General features: G+C 51.2%; 15 protein-coding genes. 11 read left to right on the top strand and 4 right to left on the bottom strand.

Annotated features, from left to right (window positions below; translation table 11 throughout):
* Positions 1-382: 382 nt before the first annotated feature.
* Positions 383-1210: a purine-nucleoside phosphorylase gene (locus AB4Z33_RS01095; RefSeq protein ID WP_442048113.1), complete on the bottom strand. Its 828-nt coding sequence runs from the start codon at positions 1208-1210 to the stop codon at positions 383-385.
* 227 nt (positions 1211-1437) lie between these two features.
* Here AB4Z33_RS01095 and deoC point away from each other — a divergent pair, with 227 nt between their 5' ends.
* A complete protein-coding gene (gene deoC / locus AB4Z33_RS01100; protein WP_442048114.1) occupies positions 1438-2127 on the top strand; it encodes a deoxyribose-phosphate aldolase in 690 nt (229 codons plus the stop codon).
* 94 nt (positions 2128-2221) lie between these two features.
* On the opposite strand, the gene AB4Z33_RS01105 is transcribed toward deoC, so the two are convergent.
* Positions 2222-3094, bottom strand: a complete 873-nt coding sequence (locus tag AB4Z33_RS01105) for an aldose epimerase family protein (RefSeq protein WP_442048115.1) — start codon at positions 3092-3094, stop codon at positions 2222-2224.
* Positions 3095-3705: 611 nt separating this feature from the next.
* Positions 3706-3876 carry a DUF2642 domain-containing protein gene (locus AB4Z33_RS01110; protein ID WP_442048116.1) on the bottom strand — a complete coding sequence of 57 codons (171 nt, stop codon included), beginning with the start codon at positions 3874-3876 and terminating at the stop codon, positions 3706-3708.
* Between the two features lie 235 nt (positions 3877-4111).
* On the opposite strand from AB4Z33_RS01110, the gene AB4Z33_RS01115 reads away from it, so the two are divergent.
* The 6 genes from AB4Z33_RS01115 to AB4Z33_RS01140 all read left to right on the top strand — a co-directional run bounded on the left by AB4Z33_RS01115 (position 4112) and on the right by AB4Z33_RS01140 (position 12264).
* A complete protein-coding gene (locus AB4Z33_RS01115; protein WP_442048117.1) occupies positions 4112-5731 on the top strand; it encodes a response regulator in 1620 nt (539 codons plus the stop codon).
* Positions 5728-7500: a cache domain-containing sensor histidine kinase gene (locus AB4Z33_RS01120; protein ID WP_442048118.1), complete on the top strand. Its 1773-nt coding sequence runs from the start codon at positions 5728-5730 to the stop codon at positions 7498-7500. The genes AB4Z33_RS01115 and AB4Z33_RS01120 overlap by 4 nt, the downstream gene beginning before the upstream one ends.
* Before the next feature lie 13 nt (positions 7501-7513).
* Positions 7514-8497, top strand: coding sequence for a substrate-binding domain-containing protein (locus tag AB4Z33_RS01125; RefSeq protein WP_442048119.1), 984 nt, complete (start codon positions 7514-7516; stop codon positions 8495-8497).
* A gap of 146 nt (positions 8498-8643) precedes the next feature.
* The gene (locus AB4Z33_RS01130; RefSeq protein WP_442048120.1) at positions 8644-10152 is read left to right on the top strand and encodes a sugar ABC transporter ATP-binding protein; all 1509 of its coding nucleotides are present in this window, start codon (positions 8644-8646) and stop codon (positions 10150-10152) included.
* 28 nt (positions 10153-10180) lie between these two features.
* Complete coding sequence (locus tag AB4Z33_RS01135) at positions 10181-11179, top strand: ABC transporter permease (protein WP_442048121.1); 999 nt, start codon at positions 10181-10183, stop codon at positions 11177-11179.
* 50 nt (positions 11180-11229) lie between these two features.
* A complete protein-coding gene (locus AB4Z33_RS01140) occupies positions 11230-12264 on the top strand; it encodes an ABC transporter substrate-binding protein (protein WP_442048122.1) in 1035 nt (344 codons plus the stop codon).
* Between the two features lie 85 nt (positions 12265-12349).
* On the opposite strand, the gene AB4Z33_RS01145 is transcribed toward AB4Z33_RS01140, so the two are convergent.
* On the bottom strand, positions 12350-13516 hold the full coding sequence (locus AB4Z33_RS01145; RefSeq protein ID WP_442048123.1) for a peptidylprolyl isomerase: 1167 nt from the start codon (positions 13514-13516) through the stop codon (positions 12350-12352).
* Positions 13517-13685: 169 nt separating this feature from the next.
* Between AB4Z33_RS01145 and AB4Z33_RS01150 the strand changes: the two genes are divergently transcribed.
* From AB4Z33_RS01150 to AB4Z33_RS01165, 4 genes are all read left to right on the top strand, one after another.
* On the top strand, positions 13686-15710 hold the full coding sequence (locus AB4Z33_RS01150; RefSeq protein ID WP_442048124.1) for a putative bifunctional diguanylate cyclase/phosphodiesterase: 2025 nt from the start codon (positions 13686-13688) through the stop codon (positions 15708-15710).
* A 144-nt stretch (positions 15711-15854) separates the two neighbouring features.
* Positions 15855-17300, top strand: coding sequence for an HD-GYP domain-containing protein (locus AB4Z33_RS01155; protein WP_442048125.1), 1446 nt, complete (start codon positions 15855-15857; stop codon positions 17298-17300).
* A 101-nt stretch (positions 17301-17401) separates the two neighbouring features.
* The gene (gene mgrA / locus AB4Z33_RS01160) at positions 17402-18397 is read left to right on the top strand and encodes an L-glyceraldehyde 3-phosphate reductase (protein WP_442048126.1); all 996 of its coding nucleotides are present in this window, start codon (positions 17402-17404) and stop codon (positions 18395-18397) included.
* Positions 18398-18594: 197 nt separating this feature from the next.
* Complete coding sequence (locus tag AB4Z33_RS01165) at positions 18595-22464, top strand: response regulator (protein WP_442048243.1); 3870 nt, start codon at positions 18595-18597, stop codon at positions 22462-22464.
* The last annotated feature ends 9 nt before the right edge of the window (positions 22465-22473 follow it).

Raw genomic sequence — 22473 nt, forward strand, 5'->3', positions numbered from 1 at the left:
GCTTAAGAATGGTGAGAACGACGATGGTGGAGGGAGCGGGCGGCGGTGTAGAAAGAATAGGCTGTGAAATACAGCTTATCGGCACAAACATAGGCTACTTGAGGGGTAATAAGCTGTGAAATGCAGCTTAWGAATGGTGAGAACGACRATGGTGGAGGGAGCCGACGGCGTTGGACATAGAGTAGGCTGTGAATTGCATCTTATTGGTACAAACATAGGCTACTTGAGGGAAAATAAGCTGTGAAATGCAGCTTATGAATGGTGAGAACGACGATGGTGGTGGGAGCGGGGCGCCAACAGGCAAGCATCAAGTGCATCAACAATAAAAAAGCGCCTCAGCCGCTCGAATGAGCAGTCAAAGCGCTTTTCAATCAAGATCAACCTACACTTGGAACGCGCGCACGGATGCTCTAACCAATGAAATGAAGCGAGGGCGGGCTTGCTCGGCTACACGAACGACTTGCTCATGAGTGAGCGGCTCAAGCTCTTCGCTGATCGCCATATCCGTTATGCATGTAATGCCTACTGCGCGAATGCCGCAGTAGTTGGCTGCGATAACCTCTGGCGCAGTCGACATGCCCACGGCATCGGCTCCCCATCCAGCCATCATAGCGAGTTCAGCAGGGGTGCAATATGTTGGTCCGGATATGCTGACGTATACGCCCTGCTGCAATGGAATATTCAGCTCGGCGGCTTGAGCAGCAACGATGGAACGGAGCTCCCGGTTGTACGCTTGCGACATATCGGGGAAACGAGGGCCAAGCTCGCCGATATTTGCTCCCATTAAAGGATTACTGCCTGTATTGTTAATGTGGTCGGTAATTAACATGAGATCCCCGGCAGAGAAGGCGCGGTTCATGCCGCCGGCCGCATTCGTAACGAGCAGCGTTTCGATTCCGAGCTGCTTCATGACATAGACAGGGAAGACGACTTCTTTCATCGAATAACCTTCATAATAGTGGAAGCGGCCTTTCATGACGAGAACGCTCTTGCCTTCCAGCTCTCCGATGATAAGCTCACCGGAATGCCCCTCAACCGTCGAAACCGGGAAATGCGGAATTTCACCATAAGGAATGACGATGGCGTCTTTCACTTCATCGGCCATTACGCCTAGGCCGGAACCAAGAATCATGCCGATCTGAGGCGGTGCTTGCAGCTTGCCGCGGATGTAGGCAGCCGCTTCTTTTATTTTGACTAACATATTGTCCATAGGGCTATAATGCCTCCTTACTCGATTTGGAATGCTTTGACAGCATCATTATCATAGCGTAACGCGCGAGTAAAAGTAAACCGCTGAGGGATGCAGGCCAGCCGCGTTGTTGTTTCGCTGAATCGTTCGTATTATGATAAGTAGCAGAAGTAGCAGAAGTAGCAGAAGTAGCAGACGTATCGAAACGCCGCCAATAGGGACAGGCTAGATGAATCGGAGGAATGACGATGAGCATAAAAACGAATTATACGCCGGAGCAAGTAGCTTCAATGATTGACCATACGCTGCTGAAGGCGGACGCGACTAGTAATGAAGTGGTTCAGCTATGCAAGGAGGCCAAGCAATATCAATTTGCAACCGTATGTGTAAATGCGGGCTGGGTGTCGCTTGCGGCTAGCGAGCTAGCCGGATCGGGCGTTGGAATTACGACGGTAGTCGGTTTTCCGTTAGGCGCGACAAGCACGGCATCCAAAGCGTTCGAAGCGAAACAAGCGATTGAGGACGGAGCGACAGAGGTCGATATGGTTCTTAATATCGGGTTGTTAAAGTCGGGGGACAACGATGGCGTGCGACGCGACGTTGAAGGCGTCGTCGCGGCATGCAAGGGGAAAGCGAAGCTGAAGGTGATTCTGGAGACGGGCTTGCTGACGGATGAAGAGAAGGTTACCGCATGCGAGCTGTGCAAGCAAGCGGGCGCTGACTTCGTGAAGACGTCGACGGGCTTCGGCAAGGGCGGAGCGACGGTGGAAGATATTGCGCTTATGCGTCGTACGGTCGGTCCGGACATAGGCGTTAAGGCGTCCGGGGGAGTAAGAGACCTGGAAACTGCATTGCAAATGTTCGCGGCAGGAGCAACAAGAATCGGCGCCAGCTCGAGCATTGCCATTGTAACCGGCGGCAAGGGCGAGGGTTACTAAGACTCCAATTAGCGAAGCGAATAATCAAAAAAGGCAAACCGTCTCTATTCGAAGCTTGCTTCGAGAGAGCTCGGTTTGCCTTTTTTGCGTTATATTACGATTCGCAAGCGATCGTCAGATTAGCGTGAAGCTCCTGTCCGGCCTCCAGCAGCACAAGCTCCTCTTGGCGGTTAAGCTCACCCGTCATCGCCATCCAAGGCTCGACGCAGATGAACGGCTTGCCGCTCACCGACCAGAGAACGACGTATTTGAATATATCGTCGTACGTCATTCTCACGCGAACATCGCCGGCAACCGGGAAGGCGATCTCGCGTTGCTTCGCATCGAGCAGCGTGACGGATTCAACCAAGCCTTCTAGATCGAATTCGCCCTCGAACGGTTTAGTGACATTGTCATTATAGTCGAGATATTGCGTAGCATCCGTATCATATACAAGCGACTTGCCGTCTTCGATTGCAAAGTAGGGGTGGAAGCCGGCATAGAACGGCATCGTCCTGTCCGTGCTTAGATTGCGGTATTGCTGGCGCGTATGCAGCTTGCCGTCCTTGAGCGCATAAGTGAACAGCAGCTCGAATTCGAACGGGAAGGAAACAAGCGTCTGCTCATTGCTGCGCAGCCTGATCGTAATGGAGGCTTCGCCTTCCTCGCTCGTGCTGATAACGTCCCAAGGGGACGTACGCGCTACGCCGTGATTGGCCATGCTGTAAGCCTGTCCAWCCCACTCATAGGATTGATTCTCCAGTTGCCCGCAGATCGGGAATAGAATCGGATTGCCGCCCCTAATGTTAGCGGTCGGATGCTCGAAGGTTGGTTTGTCCAAATAAAACAATTCATAGCCGTTCAATTGACAGCCGATAACGATTCCGCCTCGCTCGGGGCATACAATGATACGCGATACCGTGCTTTGCTCCGTCAGCTCATAGATCGTATAGGTGTCCACGTAGCTGCGTACTCCATAGTTGCTCACTAACATAACCTCCATATGTACATGCTAAATGTGATAAAAAACGTATAGACAAAGCATACCATAGCATTGTTCTTGAACACCACATCACTCATACAGCGAATGGGGGCTTCGCCTTCATGGACAGGAAACCTTCCCCTCTATTAGTCTGCATAGCTCTCACACATGGAATACGGGTTTGAGATTGGGCGTTTCTATTAAATCATTCATCTACGCCATTCCGAGTTACGAGAATAGTATGTTATTAGCTTCAAGAGAAGGGCAGGTGAAAGATTATGTCAAACTGCAGACAATTTGGAAACAACGTCGCCGGCGCTGGTTCGAACAACTTTGGATCTAACTCCAAAGTTAACTCGATCCTTGCTATTCTTCGCAATGTTAGCTTGGGACAAACGATCACAGTTGGAACAGACAGCGGCAACTTTACAGGCAGATTCGCTGGTATTGAGAACGGAAATGTTCTTTTAACAACAACAACTGGTGCTCTCGTTTTTATCCCTCTTCGCCAAATTAACTTTATCTCTATCCCGTAATGATAACAATCGATCCCTGCATCTGAAAAAAACGGCATCCGTGCTGTCGCCCCTCCGAGCGACGGCGCGGTTGTTCGCCGTTCATACCTTAATGGCGGTAATCGAGGCCACACGTACATAAAATATTGCGTTTTTATCCGTTACGATCACGACCGTATCGTCTCGAACGCCCTGATATTTTCCTTCTACCGACGTTTTGCCGAAATAGACCCGTATCGTGCTTCCGAGCTTTACCCACTGCAATATTCTCACCTTAAGGCCTCCCAAGAAGGCATACGAGACAAGTGAGAGTATTTCGCATACCAATTTTCATTTGTTGTATTGTATGCAGGCGGAGCCCGTATGCTCTTAGACGCTACGCTATATCGTGACCTCAGGAAATAATTCAACTAAAAAGCGATAATTACAAATGGGCAGAAGCGGGGGACGGCCTTATAATGAGCTATATAAGCAGAAGATACCCCTGAGACTTTGAGGTGACGGCTCCATGTATAAGCTATTGATTGTGGATGACGAGGCGCTCGTTCGCGAAGCGATTCAGGAGGGCATGAATTGGGAAAGCATGGGGCTCGTCTGTGCGGGCACTTGCGAGGACGGCATTGAAGCGCTGGAATTCATCGAGCGCGAGAAGCCGGATATCGTCATGACCGATATCGGAATGCCGTTCATGAACGGCATCGAGCTGACGCGCGAGCTCTCCGTTCGTTACCCGGACATCAAGGTTATTATTCTGACCGGGTACGATGAATTCGAGTACGCCCAGCAGGCGCTTAAGATGAAGGTTGCCGACTATATTATGAAGCCGGTTACCGCTATGGAAATGGAAGAGATACTCGTCAGGATTGCCGGACAGATGGATATGGAGAATAAGCAAAAAAGAGATTACGAAAGATTAGAGCAGCAATTGAATGAAAGCATGCCGCTCTTGAAGGAGCGCTTCCTTGAGCGGCTTGTCACCTCCTCGATGACGGCGAAGCAGAGAAGCGAGAGTTATGACTATTTTCAGATCGCTTGGAGCGGACCGTTCTTGGTCGAGCTGGCCGTCGACGTCGACGAGCTTGAATTGAAGCTGCCGTCGACGCCTTCCGACGATGAGCTGTTCCGATTCGCCATCTRTAATATTACGAAGGAAGTCATGGAGAGATATGCAGGGGCGGAGGTGTTTCGCGACCGCGAAAATCGTGTGCTTGTCTTGTTGTCGGGTTCCGATTCCGAGGCGCTCCGCGAGGAAGCGGGCGCAGCAGCGGAACAGATTCATGCCGCAATTACCGCTTATTTGCCGCTTAAAGCGTCAATCGGAATCGGCCATATATGCAAGCAAGAGGATAACATCGCGCTTGCGCATCGATCGGCGTTGTCCGCGCTCGTCTACCGCTTCGTTATCGGGACGAACGAAATCATTCGCATCTCGGACATGGAACGGCGGGAGAAGCCGGCGATGCTGTCTGCCGTCGCATGGGAGAATGAGCTCATTACGAAGCTGAAGACGGGGACGCCTCAGGATATGGACGAGTGGATAAGCAGGCTGTTCGGGACGTTCCGGAACCGGATTTTCTCGCTCGACGTTTGTTATATTTATTTGCAGCGCTTCGTGCTTACGCTTATGCATACGCTCTACGAGATGGGAGCCGATACCGATACGATATTCGGGGAAGCGGCAAATCCGATTGCCGAGATGGGGCAGCTTGCTTCATTGAATGAGCTCGAGAGCTGGATGAAGGAGCTGTGCGGCAAGTCGGTAACGATCATCCGCAGTATGCGGGAGGATCACAGCATGCTGCAGATCGAGAAGGCGATGGCCTACGTGAAGCAGCATTATACGGAACCGGAGCTTTCGTTAAAGACGGTATGCACTCATATATCCATGAGCACGAGCTACTTCAGCACCCTTTTCAAAACAAATATGGGCAAGACGTTCGTGGAATACGTCATTCACGAGCGAATGGAGAAAGCGAAGGAGCTGCTCAAGCTCACCGCCATGCGAAGCTATGAAATCGCTTACGCGGTAGGTTACAGCGATCCGCAATATTTCAGCAGCGCGTTCAAGAAACATACGGGGGATACGCCTACGGAATTCCGCGGCAAGATGTTGGGAGGCGAAGGATGAAGCTCGCGTCCTTCTTGCGTTTTCGAAGCATGCAGACGAATATGGTGCTCGCGTTTGTGCTGCTCATTCTGATGACTATCGTTATCATGAGCGTTGTTTCTTATTTCCTGTCGGAGGATGCCGTACAATCGAATGCGAAGACCTATACGACGGAACTTGTGAAKCAAGTGAACAACAATATTAAATCGTACGTGAACGGCATGAAGTATATTTCCGACCTGGTCGACGGCAACCCGTATGTGCAGCAGTATATGTCGGGGAAGGCAGAGGACGACCCTGAGAAGGAACGGGAGCACAAGCAGGCTGTTGCCGATTTCCTCGAATCGATGGCTGTGTCGCGCGCCGATATTTCGTCGGTGAGTCTATTCGGCTACAATGGACAATTCGTGCCTGGCAACAAGGAGCTGGAGCTCAACCCATTCATAGATATTCCGAGTCTTACCTGGTACCGCAGCGCTCAGGAAGCGGGAGGCGAATACGTCATTTCTCCTTCGCACGTTCAGCCGGTATTCAAGGATAAATATCCTTGGGTTGTCTCATTGAGCATGGAGCTGACGAGCAGAGAGAGCGGAACGAAGTTCGGCATCTTCTTGATCGACCTGAACTTCAGCGTCATGAACGATATGCTGCAGGACATTCGACTGGGTCAGCGAGGGTATTTGTTCATCGTTAATTCGGAGGGACAGATCGTCTATCACCCTCAGCAGCAGCTTATCTACAGCAAGCTGAAGACGGAGAAAATTCAAGAGGTGCTTCAAATCGAGAACGGCACGTTCATGAGCGGAGAAGGCGGCAACCGCAAAATGTACACGGTGCAGGAATCCGACTTCGGGTGGAAAATCGTTGGCGTCTCCTATGTCAGCGAGCTGGTCGGCAATCAGAATAAGATGCGGCTGTCCATTATTGTGCTGGGGCTCGTCTGCATCGTTATTGCGATCATCATTTCCTTGTTCGTGTCGCAGCGGGTAAGCCAGCCGATCAAGCAGCTGCAGGGCTATATGAAAGAAGTGGAGAAGGGCAACTTCGACATTCAAGTCCCCGTCCCGACGACAATCGAGATCGGCAGGCTGGCGCGGGCGTTCAACATGATGGTTGGCCGAATCAAGGAGCTGATGTCCCAGGTCGTCAGGGATCAGGAGCTGAAGCGAAGAAGCGAGATTAACGCGCTGCAAGCGCAGATCAATCCTCATTTTCTCTATAACACGCTGGATTCTATCATTTGGATGGCCGAGAGCAAAAAATCACAGGAGGTCGTACTCATGACCTCTGCGCTTGCCAAGCTGTTCCGGGCTTCGATCAGCAAGGGGGAGGAGCTCGTCACGATCGAGACGGAGCTTGAGCATATTACGAACTACCTGAAGATCCAGAAGATGCGTTACAAGAACAAGCTGGACTATCGTATCGAGACGGATGAATCGGTGAGCCAGTACAAGACGATTAAGCTGATTCTGCAGCCGATTGTCGAGAACGCGATTTATCATGGGATTAAGATGAAGCGCGGTCCTGGACTCATCACCATATATTCGGAAGAGACCGCTACCGATGTGCTTCTGATCGTTGAGGACAACGGGAACGGGATGGAAGAGGAGAAGCTTGCTAAGCTGTTAACCCAGCAATACGAGGGAGAAGCGGGCAAAGGCGTTGGCGTGGGCAATGTACACGGGCGGCTCAAGCTTTACTTCGGCGCGCAATACGGGCTTTCGTATACGAGCAAACCGGGCGAAGGTACAACGGTAACGATACGGTTGCCTAAGCATCCCCMGTTATAGGAGGCAGCATAAGATGATCTGGAAGTATAAACGAACATTGGCCATTATCTTGCTGCTGCTGATAGCTGCAKCTGGTGTGGCTTACTGGGGGCAAGGGTTGTCGAGCAGGGATCCGGTCGATATTACGGTTATTATTAAGTCGACGGACGCTTCGATTGAGTTCTGGGAAGTGCTAATCGACGGAGTTCAGGAGGCTGCCCAGGAATTCGAAGCGAATGTGAAGGTGACCGGTTCCAAAACGGAAACAGATGTCGATGAGCAGATTGCGCTCGTCGAGCAGGCGATTGGGGAGAAGCCGGATGCGATCGTGCTTGCCGCCAATGATTTTGACCGTCTAGTCCCTATAGCCGAGAAGGTCAGGAGCAAAGGAATCAAGCTCATCATTGTCGATTCGGGAATAAATTCCGATGCGGCCCATAGCAGCGTTGCGACGGACAACGTGAATGCCGGCCAGAAGGCAGGCGAGATGATGCAAAGCCAGATTAACGGGCAAGCCAAGGTCGCTATTATCAGTTATGTCAAAAATGCCGCCTCGCACATCGATCGGGAGAAGGGTGTCCGTTCGATACTGGGGAACAATTCGAATATTGAATTGCTTCCTACGTATTATGTGGAGGGATCGGAGCAGAACGCTTACCTCATGGCCAAGGAAATCTTGCAGTCGCAGCAGGATGTCGTCGGCATCATTGGGTTGAACGAGCCGACGACGGTTGGTGCGGGCAGGGCTATCCAGGAAATTGGTGGGAAGGACAAGGTTACATTGGTCGGCTTCGACAGTTCGGTTAACGAAATTATGCTGCTGGACGAAGGCGTTATGAAGGCGACGGTTATCCAGCGGCCTTTTCAAATGGGATATTTGAGCATGAAGACGGCCATTGACGCAGTTAGAAATAAATCGGTGCCGAAGTCTATCGATACAGGCTCTTTGGTTATTACGAAACAGAATATGTACGAGGAGGAAAATCAGAAGCTGCTGTTTCCTTTCGTTACGAACTAGCAGAACCTTTTTGGGGGTTCTGTTTTTTTGTTTTAACACCCAAAATTATTCGACTTTTACAGAAAGAAATCACATGTAAGGGGACGGTGAAGATATGCAAAAATAGAGACACATCAGGAATCAATTAGCGATAAGGAGGGGCAGGGATGGAGCAGACGATTGTTCGCATGGAAGGCGTAGAGAAGCATTTCGCTGGCGTTCATGCCTTGAAGAGCTGCCGATTCGAGCTTCGTGCCGGCGAGGTTCACGCGCTTGTCGGCGAGAACGGCGCGGGCAAGTCGACGATGATGAAGGTGCTGACCGGCGTCTACCGGATGGATGAAGGAAGCATCGTCTACAAAGGCCAGGACGTGCAAATCGCAGATACGAGAGCTGCCCAGAAGCTGGGAATCGGAATGATTCATCAGGAGCTTAATCTGGCTCAAGATTTGACGGTAGCCCAGAACATTTTTATCGGCAAGGAGCCGCGAGGAAAGCTTCGCTTTTGGCTCGATGACAAGGAGATGAATAGGCAGACCGCCTTGCTGCTGAAGCAGATGAAGCTGGACATCGATCCGACGACGCCGGTGTCGAAGCTGACGGTAGCCAAGCAGCAGATGGTGGAGATCATCAAAGCGATCTCTTACGATTCTCAGGTGCTTATAATGGACGAACCGACGGCCGCGCTAAGCGACTCCGAGATCGATGAGCTGTTCCGCATGATTGCGCAGCTGAAGGAGAAGGGTGTCGGCATCGTCTACATCTCCCATCGGATGGCGGAGCTGAAGCGAATTACGGACCGGATTACGGTCATGCGTGACGGCACGTATATCGACACCGTCGATACAGCCGCTGTCAGCATCGACCGAATCATTGCGATGATGGTCGGGAGGGAAATCTATCAACCTGCGAGGCCAGACAGGCAAGCCGCAGAGCAGCTTGAGAAAGTGCTCGAGGTTCGGGGACTGTCGCGAAAGAACGTGCTTCATGATGTCAGTTTCTCGCTGGCTAAGGGAGAAATTCTGGGCGTCGCGGGACTGGTCGGAGCAGGTCGAACGGAGACCGCACGCGCGATCTTCGGCGCTGATCCGATCGATGCCGGCGAAATCTACGTGCACGGCCGCAAGGTGCGCATAACCGGGCCGCATCAAGCGGTAAAGCACGGCATCGGTTATTTGTCCGAGGATCGGAAGCACTACGGCTGCCTGCTGGATATGGATGTGAAGACGAACATAGCGCTTGCGGCGCTTGGCCGATTCAAGAATGCGCTCGGCTTCATGAGCGACAGGCGGATGGCTCGAATATCAGATCAAGTCATCGACGATTTGCGCGTGAAGACGCCGGGAATCGCACAGAAGATGAAGTTCCTGTCCGGCGGCAACCAGCAGAAGGTTATTATCGGCAAATGGCTGACGCGGGATTGCGATATTCTCATCTTCGACGAGCCGACACGAGGAATCGATATTGGGGCCAAAAACGAAATTTATAAGCTGCTGGAAGGTCTAGCGGCGGAGGGCAAGTCGATTATAATGATCAGCTCGGAGCTGCCTGAGATTCTGCGGCTGAGTCACCGTATTGTTGTGATGTGCGAAGGCAGAATTACGGGAGAGCTTATGAATGATCAACATGCCTCGCAAGAAAGGATTATGACGTATGCGACAGATCGAGTCAGCTAAGCGCCAGGCAGAAGGGGGATATCTTGCAATGAGAAATGCTACAATGGCCGGCGGCGTCAAACCAAAGTTCGCCATTCAATCCGGACTGCAGCAATTATTGGCATTCGGCAGCTTAATTCTATTAATTGTTTTTTTCTCCATCGCGTCGAGCAATTTTTTCGTATTCTCTAACCTGGTCGGCATTCTGCTATCGACTGCGGTAATCGGTGTACTCGCGCTTGGATCGACGTTCGTTATCGTTACAGGCGGCATCGATCTGTCGGTAGGTACGGTAATGACGCTCTGTTCGGTCATGACAGGGGTATTCATTACGATGTGGGGGCTGCCGGTGTGGGTCGGCATCCTCGGCGGATTGCTTACCGGGGCCGTATGCGGAATGATGTCCGGGCTCGTGATTGCGAGGTTAGGCATACCGCCTTTCATTGCCACGCTGGCGATGATGATGATTGCCAAAGGGCTGGCGCTTGTTATCTCGGGCACGAAGCCGGTGTACTTCACGGAGACGCCTGTATTTATGAAGATCTCGCAAGGCTCACTGCTGGGAGCCGTCATTCCCGGCTTCGATATTCCGAATGCCGTTCTTATTTTCTTCCTCGCTGCGATTATCGGAAGTCTTCTGCTCTCCCGAACGATTGTGGGCCGTTACAACTTCGCAATCGGCAGCAACGAAGAGGCGACGCGCCTCTCCGGTGTCAATGTGCGCAATTGGAAAATCGCCATCTATACGATTACCGGCACATTCACAGGTATAGCCGGCATTCTAATGGCTTCGCGCCTCAATTCGGCGCAGCCGTCGCTCGGCATGGGCTACGAGCTGGAAGCAATCGCGGCGGTTGTCATCGGCGGCACATCGCTTAGCGGCGGGAAGGGCACGATCATCGGCACAGTCATCGGAGCATTAATTATGAGCGTCCTGACCAATGGGCTTCGCATTCTGTCCGTACCGCAGGAGTGGCTGACGGTCGTTGTCGGCTTTGTAATCCTGCTCGCTGTCTACGCGGATAACTTGCGCCGGCGCAAAGCTTAACGGCAACAACCATTCAATAACCATTCATTCAAACAAAGGGGTAGTGAACAATGAAAAAGGGTTTGTTTATGTTGGTACTCGCGATTGTTATGGTCATTAGCGCATGCGGTTCGAACGGCAATGGAGGCAACAGCGGGAATAATGGCAATGAGCCGGCGGCAACGACCGCACCCAAGACGGAGACGGATAACGGCGGCAAGGATGCGCAAGCGGAGAAAATGTACATCCCGATCGTATCCAAAGGCTTTCAGCATCAATTCTGGCAAGCGGTGAAGAACGGAGCGGAGAAGGCTGCTGCTGAACTGGGCGTAGAAATCACGTTCGAAGGACCGGAAACAGAGTCGCAGGTCGATAAGCAGCTGGAAATGCTGCAGGTCGCGCTGGATAAGAAACCGAGCGCAATCGGTTTCGCTGCCCTCGACAGCCAAGCTTCCATTCCGCTGCTGCAGAAAGCGAAGGATGCCGGTATTCCGGTCATCGCATTCGACTCGGGCGTGGACAGCGACATTCCTTCCAGTCTCGTCACAACGGACAACGTTGCCGCAGCGGGCATGGCCGCGGACAAGATGTCTGAGCTGATTGGCGGAGAAGGAGAAATAGCGGTTATCGTTCACGACCAGACGAGCCGCACGGGCATCGACCGCCGCGACGGCTTCGTGAACCGAATCAAGGAGAAATATCCGAACATCAAGATCGTCGACATTCAATATGGCGGCGGCGATCATTTGAAGTCGACCGACCTTGCGAAGGCGATTATGCAGGCGCATCCGAATCTGAAAGGGTTCTTCGGTGCTAACGAGGGATCGGCAATCGGTGTTATCAACGCCGTAACGGAAATGAAAGCCGAAGGGAAAATTACCGTTATTGGCTACGATTCCGGCAAAGCGCAAATTGACGCAATCAAGAGCGGTTTGATGGCTGGGGCCATTTCGCAGAACCCTGTCGGCATCGGCTATGAAACGGTCAAAGCAGCCGTGGCAGCGTCCAAAGGCGAGACAGTGGCGGCGAAGATCGACAGCGGTTTCGTCTGGTTCGACAAGACGAATATCGATAGCGAGGAAGTTAGAGCCGTTATTTACGAGTAACCCATATAATCAGAACGACAGCAAAGAAGCTGCAGACACGCGCCYGATGCGCGGTTCTGCAGCTTCTTTCTTGCTGTCTTTATTATTATTGAGCAGCTGTGCCAGCGTCTGCTTGAGCAGGCGGCGGCGTCGGCATTGTATTCGAGATCTTCGCTTTCTCGCGAATTTCAGTCATCCATGCTTGGGACAGGCCGCTTGCTTCTTGAGCGACAAGCGTCTTACGAATTTCTTCTTTCTTCTCGTCGAGTGCTGGGTACGTACCCAATTTCTCTTCCGTTTTCTTGATTATGTGGAAGCCGAAGCTCGATTGAACAACGCCGCTCAGCTCGCCGACTTTCAGTGCGAAGGCTGCTTCGCCGAAGGCAGGGTCCATGTCAGCCTTCTTGAAGAAGTCAAGGTCTCCGCCGTTTGCTGCCGAAGCAGTATCCGTCGATTTTTCCTTGGCAACGGTAGCGAAATCCGCGCCGCCTTTCAATTGAGCAAGGATAGCATCCGCTTCTTCTTGCGTCGCTACTAGGATATGCGATGCGCGAATCGTTGTTGGCGTATCCGTGAACGTATCTTTGTTCGCTTCGAAGTATTGGGATATTTCTTCATCCGTTACTTCTGTCTTAGGCTCTAGAATCTTCGAAATCGTCAATTGGAACTTCGTATCGCGAGTCAGGCTTTCTTCCGTCATGCCGTATTGCGACAATACGGATTGGAATTCCTCAGGCGTGCCAAAGTTGGCTTTGATTTTCTCGATCTCAGCAGTAATCTCTGCGTCCGTTACTTTCACGCCGGCTGCATCCGCTTCTTGCTGTATCAGCTCTTCTGTAATCAGGTTGTCCAATGTAGTTGGACCGCCTGCATCTACGAGCGCGTCATACAGCCTGCTCTGCGGGATATCTTGTCCATTGACGGTTGCAACAGAGCCGCCATTGCTTCCGAATGGAGGCTTGATCAGAACAATGACGAGCGCAACAGCCAATATGGCGGATACGATCATCCATCCTTTGCCGCCGCCAGTCTTTGGCGCGTCGGATACTTGTCCCGCTGCGTTCAGAGGTACAACTTCTGCAGTTGCCGCGGCTTGTTGCTCCGCATCAGCCTCATAGGCTTCCTCCGCTTCTTTCTCCAGGTCGATATCCTCTTGACCTTCAACTTGCTCGAACAGCTCGTCCTGCTGTTCGTTCTCTTGCGTGAATTGCTCTTCCTTCGCAGCCGTTACTTTTTCTTCGTCTTTTTTGGACTGCGATTCATTGTTATTCATTGGATAAACTCCCTTCAATCTTCCTGTCATTTACCTACTATAACAAATCGTTTAGCAAAATACCTTAATCTAAAATAAAAATATTGCTTGCAACAATTGTCGTTTCATATTAATTGTATAGTATGTAAGACATGCTGTTGACGAGTTAACAGCTTTACGGAGGGATCAATTGTTCATACTGCGAGGGTATTATGACGGCTGGATTGTAACATTGTCATTTTTGATAGCGCTATTCGTAGCTTATTCCGCGCTTAATCTCACATTTAAAATAACGAGTACCTCAGGGAAATCGCAATTGGGTTGGCTTGCTGCGGCTTCTTTCGTCATGGGCAGCGGCATTTGGGCGATGCATTTCGTCRGCATGCTTGCTTTCCATTTGGAGCTTCCTGTTCATTATGATGTCCGCGAGACTAGTATTTCCGTTTTTGCCAGTATTATCGGTTCATTTGCCGCATTTTATTTGACGATGACAAGGCAAGCAACGAAGCGGCGGCTAGCGCTTGGCAGCCTCATCATGGGGGCTGGCATTGTTGCGATGCACTTCATCGGTATGTCCGCTATGCGCGCGCCAGCCACAACAATTACCTACAAGCCGCTTATATGGGCGGCGGCGGCTTTGTTTGCCGTCGTTGCTTCGTACGCTGCGCTGTATATTTTCACGAAGTTTCGCCGAGACACGAACCGGGGCTGGCCGAAGTGGGGGGCATCCGCATTAATGGGATTGGCGGTTTGCGGGATGCACTATACGGGCATGAGCGCGGCTGAGTTCTGGTGCGGCGACGATGAGCTGTTAATGAGGGTTTCGAAAGTTGGAGTCGACCTCGTATTGCTTATTTCGATTACCCTTGTGATGCTTATGATTATGATGGTTACCTGGATTGCGCTTTACGTGGATCGGACGCTGCTGGAGCGTATGGCTTTCAGCGATCCGCTTACGGGTTTGCATAATCGGCATGCGATGAATCATCATTTTGACCAAAAGCTCGGAGATTCATCTCAAAGCGCGGTGCTCTTCCTCGATCTCGATCAGTTCAAGCTCATAAATGATACACTTGGCCATGACATAGGCGATCTGCTTATCCAAGAGGTGGCTTCTCGTTTGCAGAAGTTTCTTGGACAGGACAGATATGTGTTCAGGCTTGGGGGCGATGAGTTTCTGCTGTTGGTTAATGAGATGAAGCAAGAGGCGATAGAAACGATGGCGCTGCTTATATTAGAAGAAATACGAAAAGTATATGTTCTGGAGGGCAACGAACTGTACATCACAGGCAGTATCGGTATCAGCTACGCGCCGCAGCATGGCAAGGATCGTTCGACCCTGCTGAAGGCAGCCGACACGGCGATGTACCAGGCTAAGCGTCTTGGCAAAAATCAATTCTGCTCCTTCAATATCGACTTGGAACAGAAGCTGATCCGCAGAATGGAGATTGAGAAGGGGCTGCGAAGCGCGCTTGCTTCCGAGCAGCTCGCTTTGCATTACCAGCCGAAGTGGAATTCGGAACGCAATTGCCCGGTTGGCTTCGAGGCGCTTCTGCGATGGAATCATCCGAAGTATGGTCTCATTGCGCCGAATGAGTTCATTCCGATTGCGGAGGAAACGGGCCTTATTGTCGGCATGACACGGTGGGTACTAGAGCGGGCTTGCATCGATTGTAAAGAGTGGAATATGCGAACGGACAATAAACTGGGCGTATCCGTTAATCTGTCAATCAACGTATTCGAGAGCAAGAACTTAATGGACATGATTACGGCTGCCTTGCAGCGTGCGGCACTTGCGCCGGATATGCTTGAGCTGGAAATTACAGAATCGATCGTAATGAAGGATGCGCCCGATGTTATACGCCAGCTGCTCCCGCTTCAGGAGATGGGCGTGACGATCTCGATGGATAACTTCGGTTCGGGTTATTCGTTCCTCGGGGCGATCGATCAGATTCCGTTCCATACGCTTAAGATTGACAAGCATTATATGCAGGAGAGCGACTCTCCGTCTAAGCGTGCGATCGTCAATACAATCATTACGCTCGCGAATCAACTGAATTTGGAGCTGGTGGCGGAAGGAGTCGAAACGGAGCAGCAGCTCGACTTCTTACGGGCGGCAGGATGCACAGTCATGCAGGGCTACTATTTCAAGAGGCCGATGCCCCGCGAGGAGCTTGATCGCTGGCTGTTCAGCTTGAAGCAAGAGGCTGTGTAATCTTTTGTTTATCGAATACGACAGGGATGGTATGATAACCATATCTAGGTAAAATATGTTCGCAATTTGCTGAAAGCTATCGATTTGGAATGAAATGCGCCTTGCCACTTAATAGACGACGATTGAAGTGTAGGAGGTATCAGCTTGCGCAAAAATGCTGGGGTATTCGCAGGTCTCTTATTGTCGATGCTTGTACCGTGGCTTGGCTATTTATGGCTGAGGTCAACGGCTCTCGACAAATTATTTCAGGCGCCGAATGAGCATTTTTACATGGTTAGTCTCGTATCCTTGTTTGCGCTGCTCCTAGCGGTTGCAGTTGGCATCGTCGCAATCAGGCAGAGAAACATCAAGATAAGCTTCCTATCCTTATCCTATGTCTCGCTTGCCGCGCTATTCGTCTTGCATGGCATGTCTACACCCGGCTTTCTTATGCATCATTCCACCATCGCCGGCAATGCCGCGCAGCTGAGTGTTTTAATCGCAGTAATATGGCTATGGCTCTCCTCCTTGTCAGCAGATTTATTCATTATAAAATGGTTTGCGAAGTGGCAGCGCTGGCTGCTTCCTGTATGGGTTGTTGTTCTAGCAGCAATCTGCTTTACGATATGGAATTACCCTGATCTGCTCCACGCTGCCCACTTGAAGGAGAACCCCATCAAATGGGTTGTCAGCGCATTTATTGTGGTGATGAATCTATGGACCATGTACCGCTATCTTCAAATCTACTTATCCTCGCGTTTTCCCTTACAGCTTGCTATTGTATACAGCGCCGGTTGGATGATCATTGCGCAGCTCATTATCGTGACCGGTGAAACATGGAAGGCAAGCTGGTGGCTCTATCACTTCATGCTGCTAGCATCCGTCATTGTAATGGTAGGCGGTATTGTTAGACAATATATGAGCTCCAAGTCTATTACGTCGTCGGTGAAGCTGTTATTTCGGGCAAATCCGAGAGATTGGATCAATACGCATATGTCGCCGAGCGTCAAAGAGTTGATTATGACAACAGAAGCGAAAGACTCCTATACAGCAGGTCATAACTATCGCGTTGCGCTCTACGCGCTCAAGCTTGCAGAAGAGCTTGGCCTGTCAAGAATTGAGCTGCGAGCTATCGCACAGGGCGGACTCGTTCATGATGTGGGCAAGCTTCGTATATCCGATCGCATCTTGAATAAGCCGGGTAAGCTGACGCCTGAGGAAAGGCTCGTTATCGAGCAGCACCCCGTCACGGGGTACGACTTGTGCAGGCGCCTTGGCTTTATGCCCGAGGAGCTGGGTATTATTAGGTCACATCATGAGAAGTGGGACGGCAGCGGGTATCCCGATCAATTGGCCGGCGACCTCATACCGCTGCTAGCTCGCGTGACAGCTGTTGCAGACGTATATGATGCGTTAACGTCCTCCAGGTCATACCGGAAGGCAATGTCCCATGAGGCGGCAATGAAAATTATTGAAGCGGAGAGCGGCATTCATTTTGATCCAAAATGCGTGCAGGCATGGGTAAGACTCGTTGCCGAGCAACCTGAATTTTTCAAAGAAACGCTTCGCAATACGCCTCATCTGAAGCTTGATCGCAAGCTGGCGAAATAATAGATTACATACCGCAGACCTATTTGACCTGCTTGGACGCGGGAGATATGCTATTCATGTAGGATCAATATTCCAATCAGCCGGATGGAGGAATACAGAAAATGACTTATGTTCCAGCAAGTAACCGATATGAAAGCATGAAATATAACCGCGTAGGGCGGAGCGGCCTGAGGCTCCCGGCAATATCGCTGGGCCTATGGCATAACTTCGGCGGTGGCGATCGTTACGAGAATGGGCGGGCGATGGTTCGCCGCGCATTCGACCTCGGCATTACGCACTTCGACCTGGCGAACAACTACGGACCGCCGCCGGGCTCGGCGGAAGAGACTTTCGGACAAATTCTGAAGCATGACCTGGCTGCTTATCGCGATGAGCTCATTATATCGACGAAGGCCGGCTATCATATGTGGGAAGGCCCATACGGGGATTGGGGATCGCGCAAATACATGCTGTCGAGTCTCGATCAAAGTCTTAAGCGGATGAAGCTGGATTATGTGGATATTTTCTATTCACACCGCCCAGACCCGAATACGCCGCTCGAAGAAACAATGGGCGCGCTCGATCATGCGGTACGTCAAGGCAAAGCGCTGTATGTCGGCATCTCCAATTACAGCGCTGAGCAGACGGCCCGCGCTTCAGCCATACTGAAAGAGCTCGGAACGCCTTGCCTCATCCATCAGCCGTCGTACTCCATGTTTAATCGCTGGATTGAGAACGGGCTGCAGGATGTGCTTGATGATGAAGGGATTGGCTCGATCGTGTTCTCGCCGCTTGCCGGCGGCGTATTAACGAATCGTTATTTGAACGGTGTTCCTTCAGATTCGCGCGCGGCTGGTCCAAGCGTCTTTCTGAAGAGCGATCAAATTACGGAGAGCAAGCTGCAGAAGGTTAAGCTGCTTAATGAGATTGCTGGAGAGCGCGGTCAGACGTTGGCCCAAATGTCGCTTGCATGGGTGCTTAGAGGCGGAAGGGTAACGACTGCCTTGATCGGCGCCAGCCGTACCGAGCAGATTGATGATTGTGTTGCAACGCTTAATAGACTGGAGTTCAGCGATTCTGAGCTTGATCGTATCGAATCCATATTAGCTGCCGAATAGAAAGAAAACATATGAAGCCGGGAGGCCTGTCTGATCAATTGGACAGCTTCTCGGTTTTTTTGTGGAGTAGTTGTTATCCTTTCATTTCTAAAACTCTTTATATAGTTCAATATCCTAATTAAAGGTATAATGAGATTGTGCATTTTGGGCGTTATACATAAGCAGACGGGTTGAGAGGAGAAAGACACTTGAATAAAATGTCTTTACGGACCAAAGGGCTATGTTTAATCATTCTGATTTCATTATTTCCGCTGTTGTTGGCAGGGATAGGCAACTACTCTGCAGTGAAGCAGTCAATGATGGCATCGGCGTTCGAGAAGGCGAGCAGCCAGCAGAGCTCTCAAGCGAATGACTTGGCTTCGTGGATGGCGATCCGCAAGGCCGAAGTGCTGGTGATGAGTCGCACCGACGCCGTAAGGTTCGGTAAGGACGACACGCGTCTGCCCTATTTTGAGCGTGAGCTGATTAGGAGCGGATTCATTTATTACTCGATGGGTTATGCGGACAAGGATGGTCTTGTATTGCGTACGGATGGCGAGCGGCGGAATATTAATAATGAGCCCTTCTTTCAGGAGGCTATCAGAGGCAAGGTAGTTATTACGGATCCGTATAAGCCTTCCTTCTCCGACCTGAAGCAAGTAATGATTGTCGTACCGGTGTATGGCGTGCAGAACGAAGTGCAAGGGGTTGTTTACGCATCGATCCTATTCTCGGCTATCGATCATTTTCTGGAGAAGAACAGCGACCAATCCGTTCTCTATTTGTATAACGACAATGGCAGCCTTATATATAATTCGATCTCTGGCATTACCGAGAATGTATCGCTCTATGATAAAGGCGGAAGCTTGGAGTCCGTTGCGGATGAGCTTACCTCGTCTAATCACGGTTATGTGCAAATAAGCGAGCAGGCAGAACAGTATGCGCTATTTTACACCAAGGTTGAGGAGACGCCTTGGCGGCTTGCGCTTAAGGAGCCGGCGTCCAAGCTGGAGGCTATGCTCAGTCCTATCTTCTGGCGCATCTTCATGACGATTGCTGTATCGGAAGCTATTATTGCCGTATCATTCTACATGTATTTCGAACGTATTATTAAGCGGCTGGAACGCATTCTTGTCGTTACGGAGCAAGCCGCGAGCGGCAACTTCGAATCGAATCATTTGGCCGCAACGCCGAACGACGAGGTCGGCCAGTTAGCCCATTCGGTTAATGGCATGATGGAGCATCTGCAGGAGATGTTCGATCGTCTTGAGGCGATTATTAATCAAAATCAGTATTCGTTTATCGTGCTTGACGATCAATACCGCGTCACTTATCTCAACAAGACGGCAGAGAATATGCTTGGCTATAAGACGGAGGAGTTAATGGGCTGGGCTACGCCGCTGCTGTTCATGGATATGGAGGAAATCGAGAGGGAAGCCGCCAAGCTGACGGAACGGTTGGGACGAGAGGTACAGCCGGGGATGGAAGTATTCAAGGAGCTGCGCAATGAAAACTTMTCTTATGAAAGAGAGTGGACATTCATCAGCAAGGACGGCAAGCGTATTCCGACTGTTCATAGCTCGAACGGCTTGCGCGACCGCAATGGCCGATTCTCTGGTGTCGTAGGGATGGTAACCAATATTACGGAGCGGAAGCAAGTGGAGAAGTCCCGCAATCGGCTGCAGGAAATCGTTGAATCGGCTAAGGACTTGATCGCTTCGGTTGATACGGAAGGTAACGTCATTTACTTGAATCGTGCCGGGAAGGAAATACTCGGGATCACAGTCGAGGATGATTCTCCCGAATTAGTAGAGGAGCATGTAAAGCCCGCCATATACGAGGAATTGACGCGGGGGGCTGCTCTTGCCGCTGAACACGGCTTTTGGGAGGGCGGCGCGCAATTGACAAGGAAAGACCGCGAACCGCTTCATGTATCGATGGTCGTTGTCGCGCATCAGGATATTACGACAGGGGAGAGATTTTTCTCCTGTATCGCGCGTGATATATCGGAGCAGATACATGTGCAGGATGAATTGATTCGGGCAACGGAGGAAGCAGAAGAGGCGAATCAATCGAAAAGCCGGTTTTTGGCGCTTATGAGTCATGAGATTCGAACCCCGCTTAACGGCATTGTAGGGCTCACCCATCTCATGAGGAAGACAGGGCTGTCTTCTTCGCAGAAGGATTATATGGACAAGATGCAGACGTCTTCGGAGACGCTGCTGCGCATCATTAATGATATTTTAGACTTCTCCAAAATTGAAGCAGGCAAAATCGAGGTTGAGCGGCTGCCCTTCCAGCCGGATGAGCTGTTTAGCCGACTGGCGGACCAGCTTAGCGTATTCATGGGCGGCAAAGAACAGTTCGAATTTATTATTGAGTCGTCCGAGCATATGCCGCAGACGGTCATTGGCGATGCGATGCGACTTGAGCAAGCGCTGCTTAATTTATGCATTAACGCGATTAAGTTCACAAGCAAAGGCCGTGTGAAGCTTGAGGTCGAGCAGCTGCAATCGACGGGTGATACCGTGCAGCTCAGGTTTGGTATATCGGATACCGGTATCGGGATGTCGAAGGAGCAGCTCGATAAACTATTCATGCCCTTCACGCAAGCAGACGGATCTACGACGCGGAAGTTCGGGGGGACGGGACTGGGGCTTGTTATTTCGAAGAGCTTCATCGAGCTGATGGGCGGCAAGCTGAAGGTAGAGAGTACGCCGGCAGTTGGCAGCCGCTTCTACTTCACTTTGTCGTTCCCTATCATTCATCATTATGCGCAGAGCTCATGGCAGCTTAGCGCCGACATGGTCGAGCAGCCGGTATGGATTGTTGAGGATGACGCTGAGATGCTGGCGCATTGGAGCGGCATGATGGAGGCATTCGGAATGGCGCCGGTAGCCTTCGATTCATGGAAAACGACGAAGGAAAGGCTTCTGCGGACGGGGGCGGGCACGCTTCCCAAGCTCATCATTCTCGATATGGAAATGCCGGACATGTATGGGGTAGAGACGTGGCTGGAGTTCCACCGTGTCGCAGAAGAAAGAGGGGTAAGAACCATTGCCATGACGACCTCTTACGGGCGGGATGAAATGCTGCAATTACCGGATTCGCAGCGTCCCGTTACCTTGCTTATCAAGCCGTTGACGCGCGAAAGCTTGCAGCGTGCGCTTAGCGGACTTGATGAGAAGCGTGATTCGGGCACGGAGCTATTGCCGTATCGCAGGGAAGTCGCGGCTGCAAGCGAGGCCGTAAGGGTGGGCAGGGCGAGAATATTGCTGGCCGAGGACAACAAAATCAATCAGCTCGTCGCCCTGGAAATATTGAAGGCCAGCGGCTATGAAGCGGGCTTGGCCGAGAATGGGCAGGAGGCGCTGAATAAGCTGGACGAAGAGCATTGGGATCTTGTTCTGATCGATATTCATATGCCGGTCATGGACGGTTCCGAGGCGGTGCGGATTATACGCGAACAGCCTAGATTCAGTAAGCTTCCGATCATTGCGGTAACGGCCAATGCGCTCAGACAAGACCATGAGCAGTACTTAAAGCTGGGAATGAACGGGGTTGTGACGAAGCCGATTGATGCCGAGCGTCTGCAAAATGTAATTACGTATTGGCTGGCGCAGGCCGGCAAAGACAAGCTGCTGCCTCCCGGCATATGGGAAGAAGATTTAATTGAAGCAGAGAACAGCAAGAGCAAGCAGGAGAAGACCCAGCTGGTGCTGCCGGAAGTGAAAGGAATGGATGTGCCGAGCGCTTTGGCCCGGGTGAACGGCAAGCTTCCGATCTTTATTCATATGTTAGAACAGTTTAGAAGGGATTACCTATCATTCTGTGAACAGTTGCGGTTGATGGTATTGCAGGAGGACCTATCCACCGCGAAGAGAATGGTTCATACGCTGAAGGGAGCGGCTGGTTATTTGTCGGCGGGGGAACTGTCGGCATCCGCAGCCGAGGTTGATCGCATTCTGAAAGAAGGGCAGCCCGAACCGGGGGAATTACATGCTTCCATTGCCATACTTAATAGGGATCTTACAACTCTTTTGGAAGAGCTTCAAGACGTTCCGGCGCTCTTCGACAGTAAAGCCTAACATTTTTCT

Source organism: Paenibacillus sp. 2TAB19 (genome assembly GCF_052115185.1).
Classification (GTDB): domain Bacteria; phylum Bacillota; class Bacilli; order Paenibacillales; family Paenibacillaceae; genus Pristimantibacillus.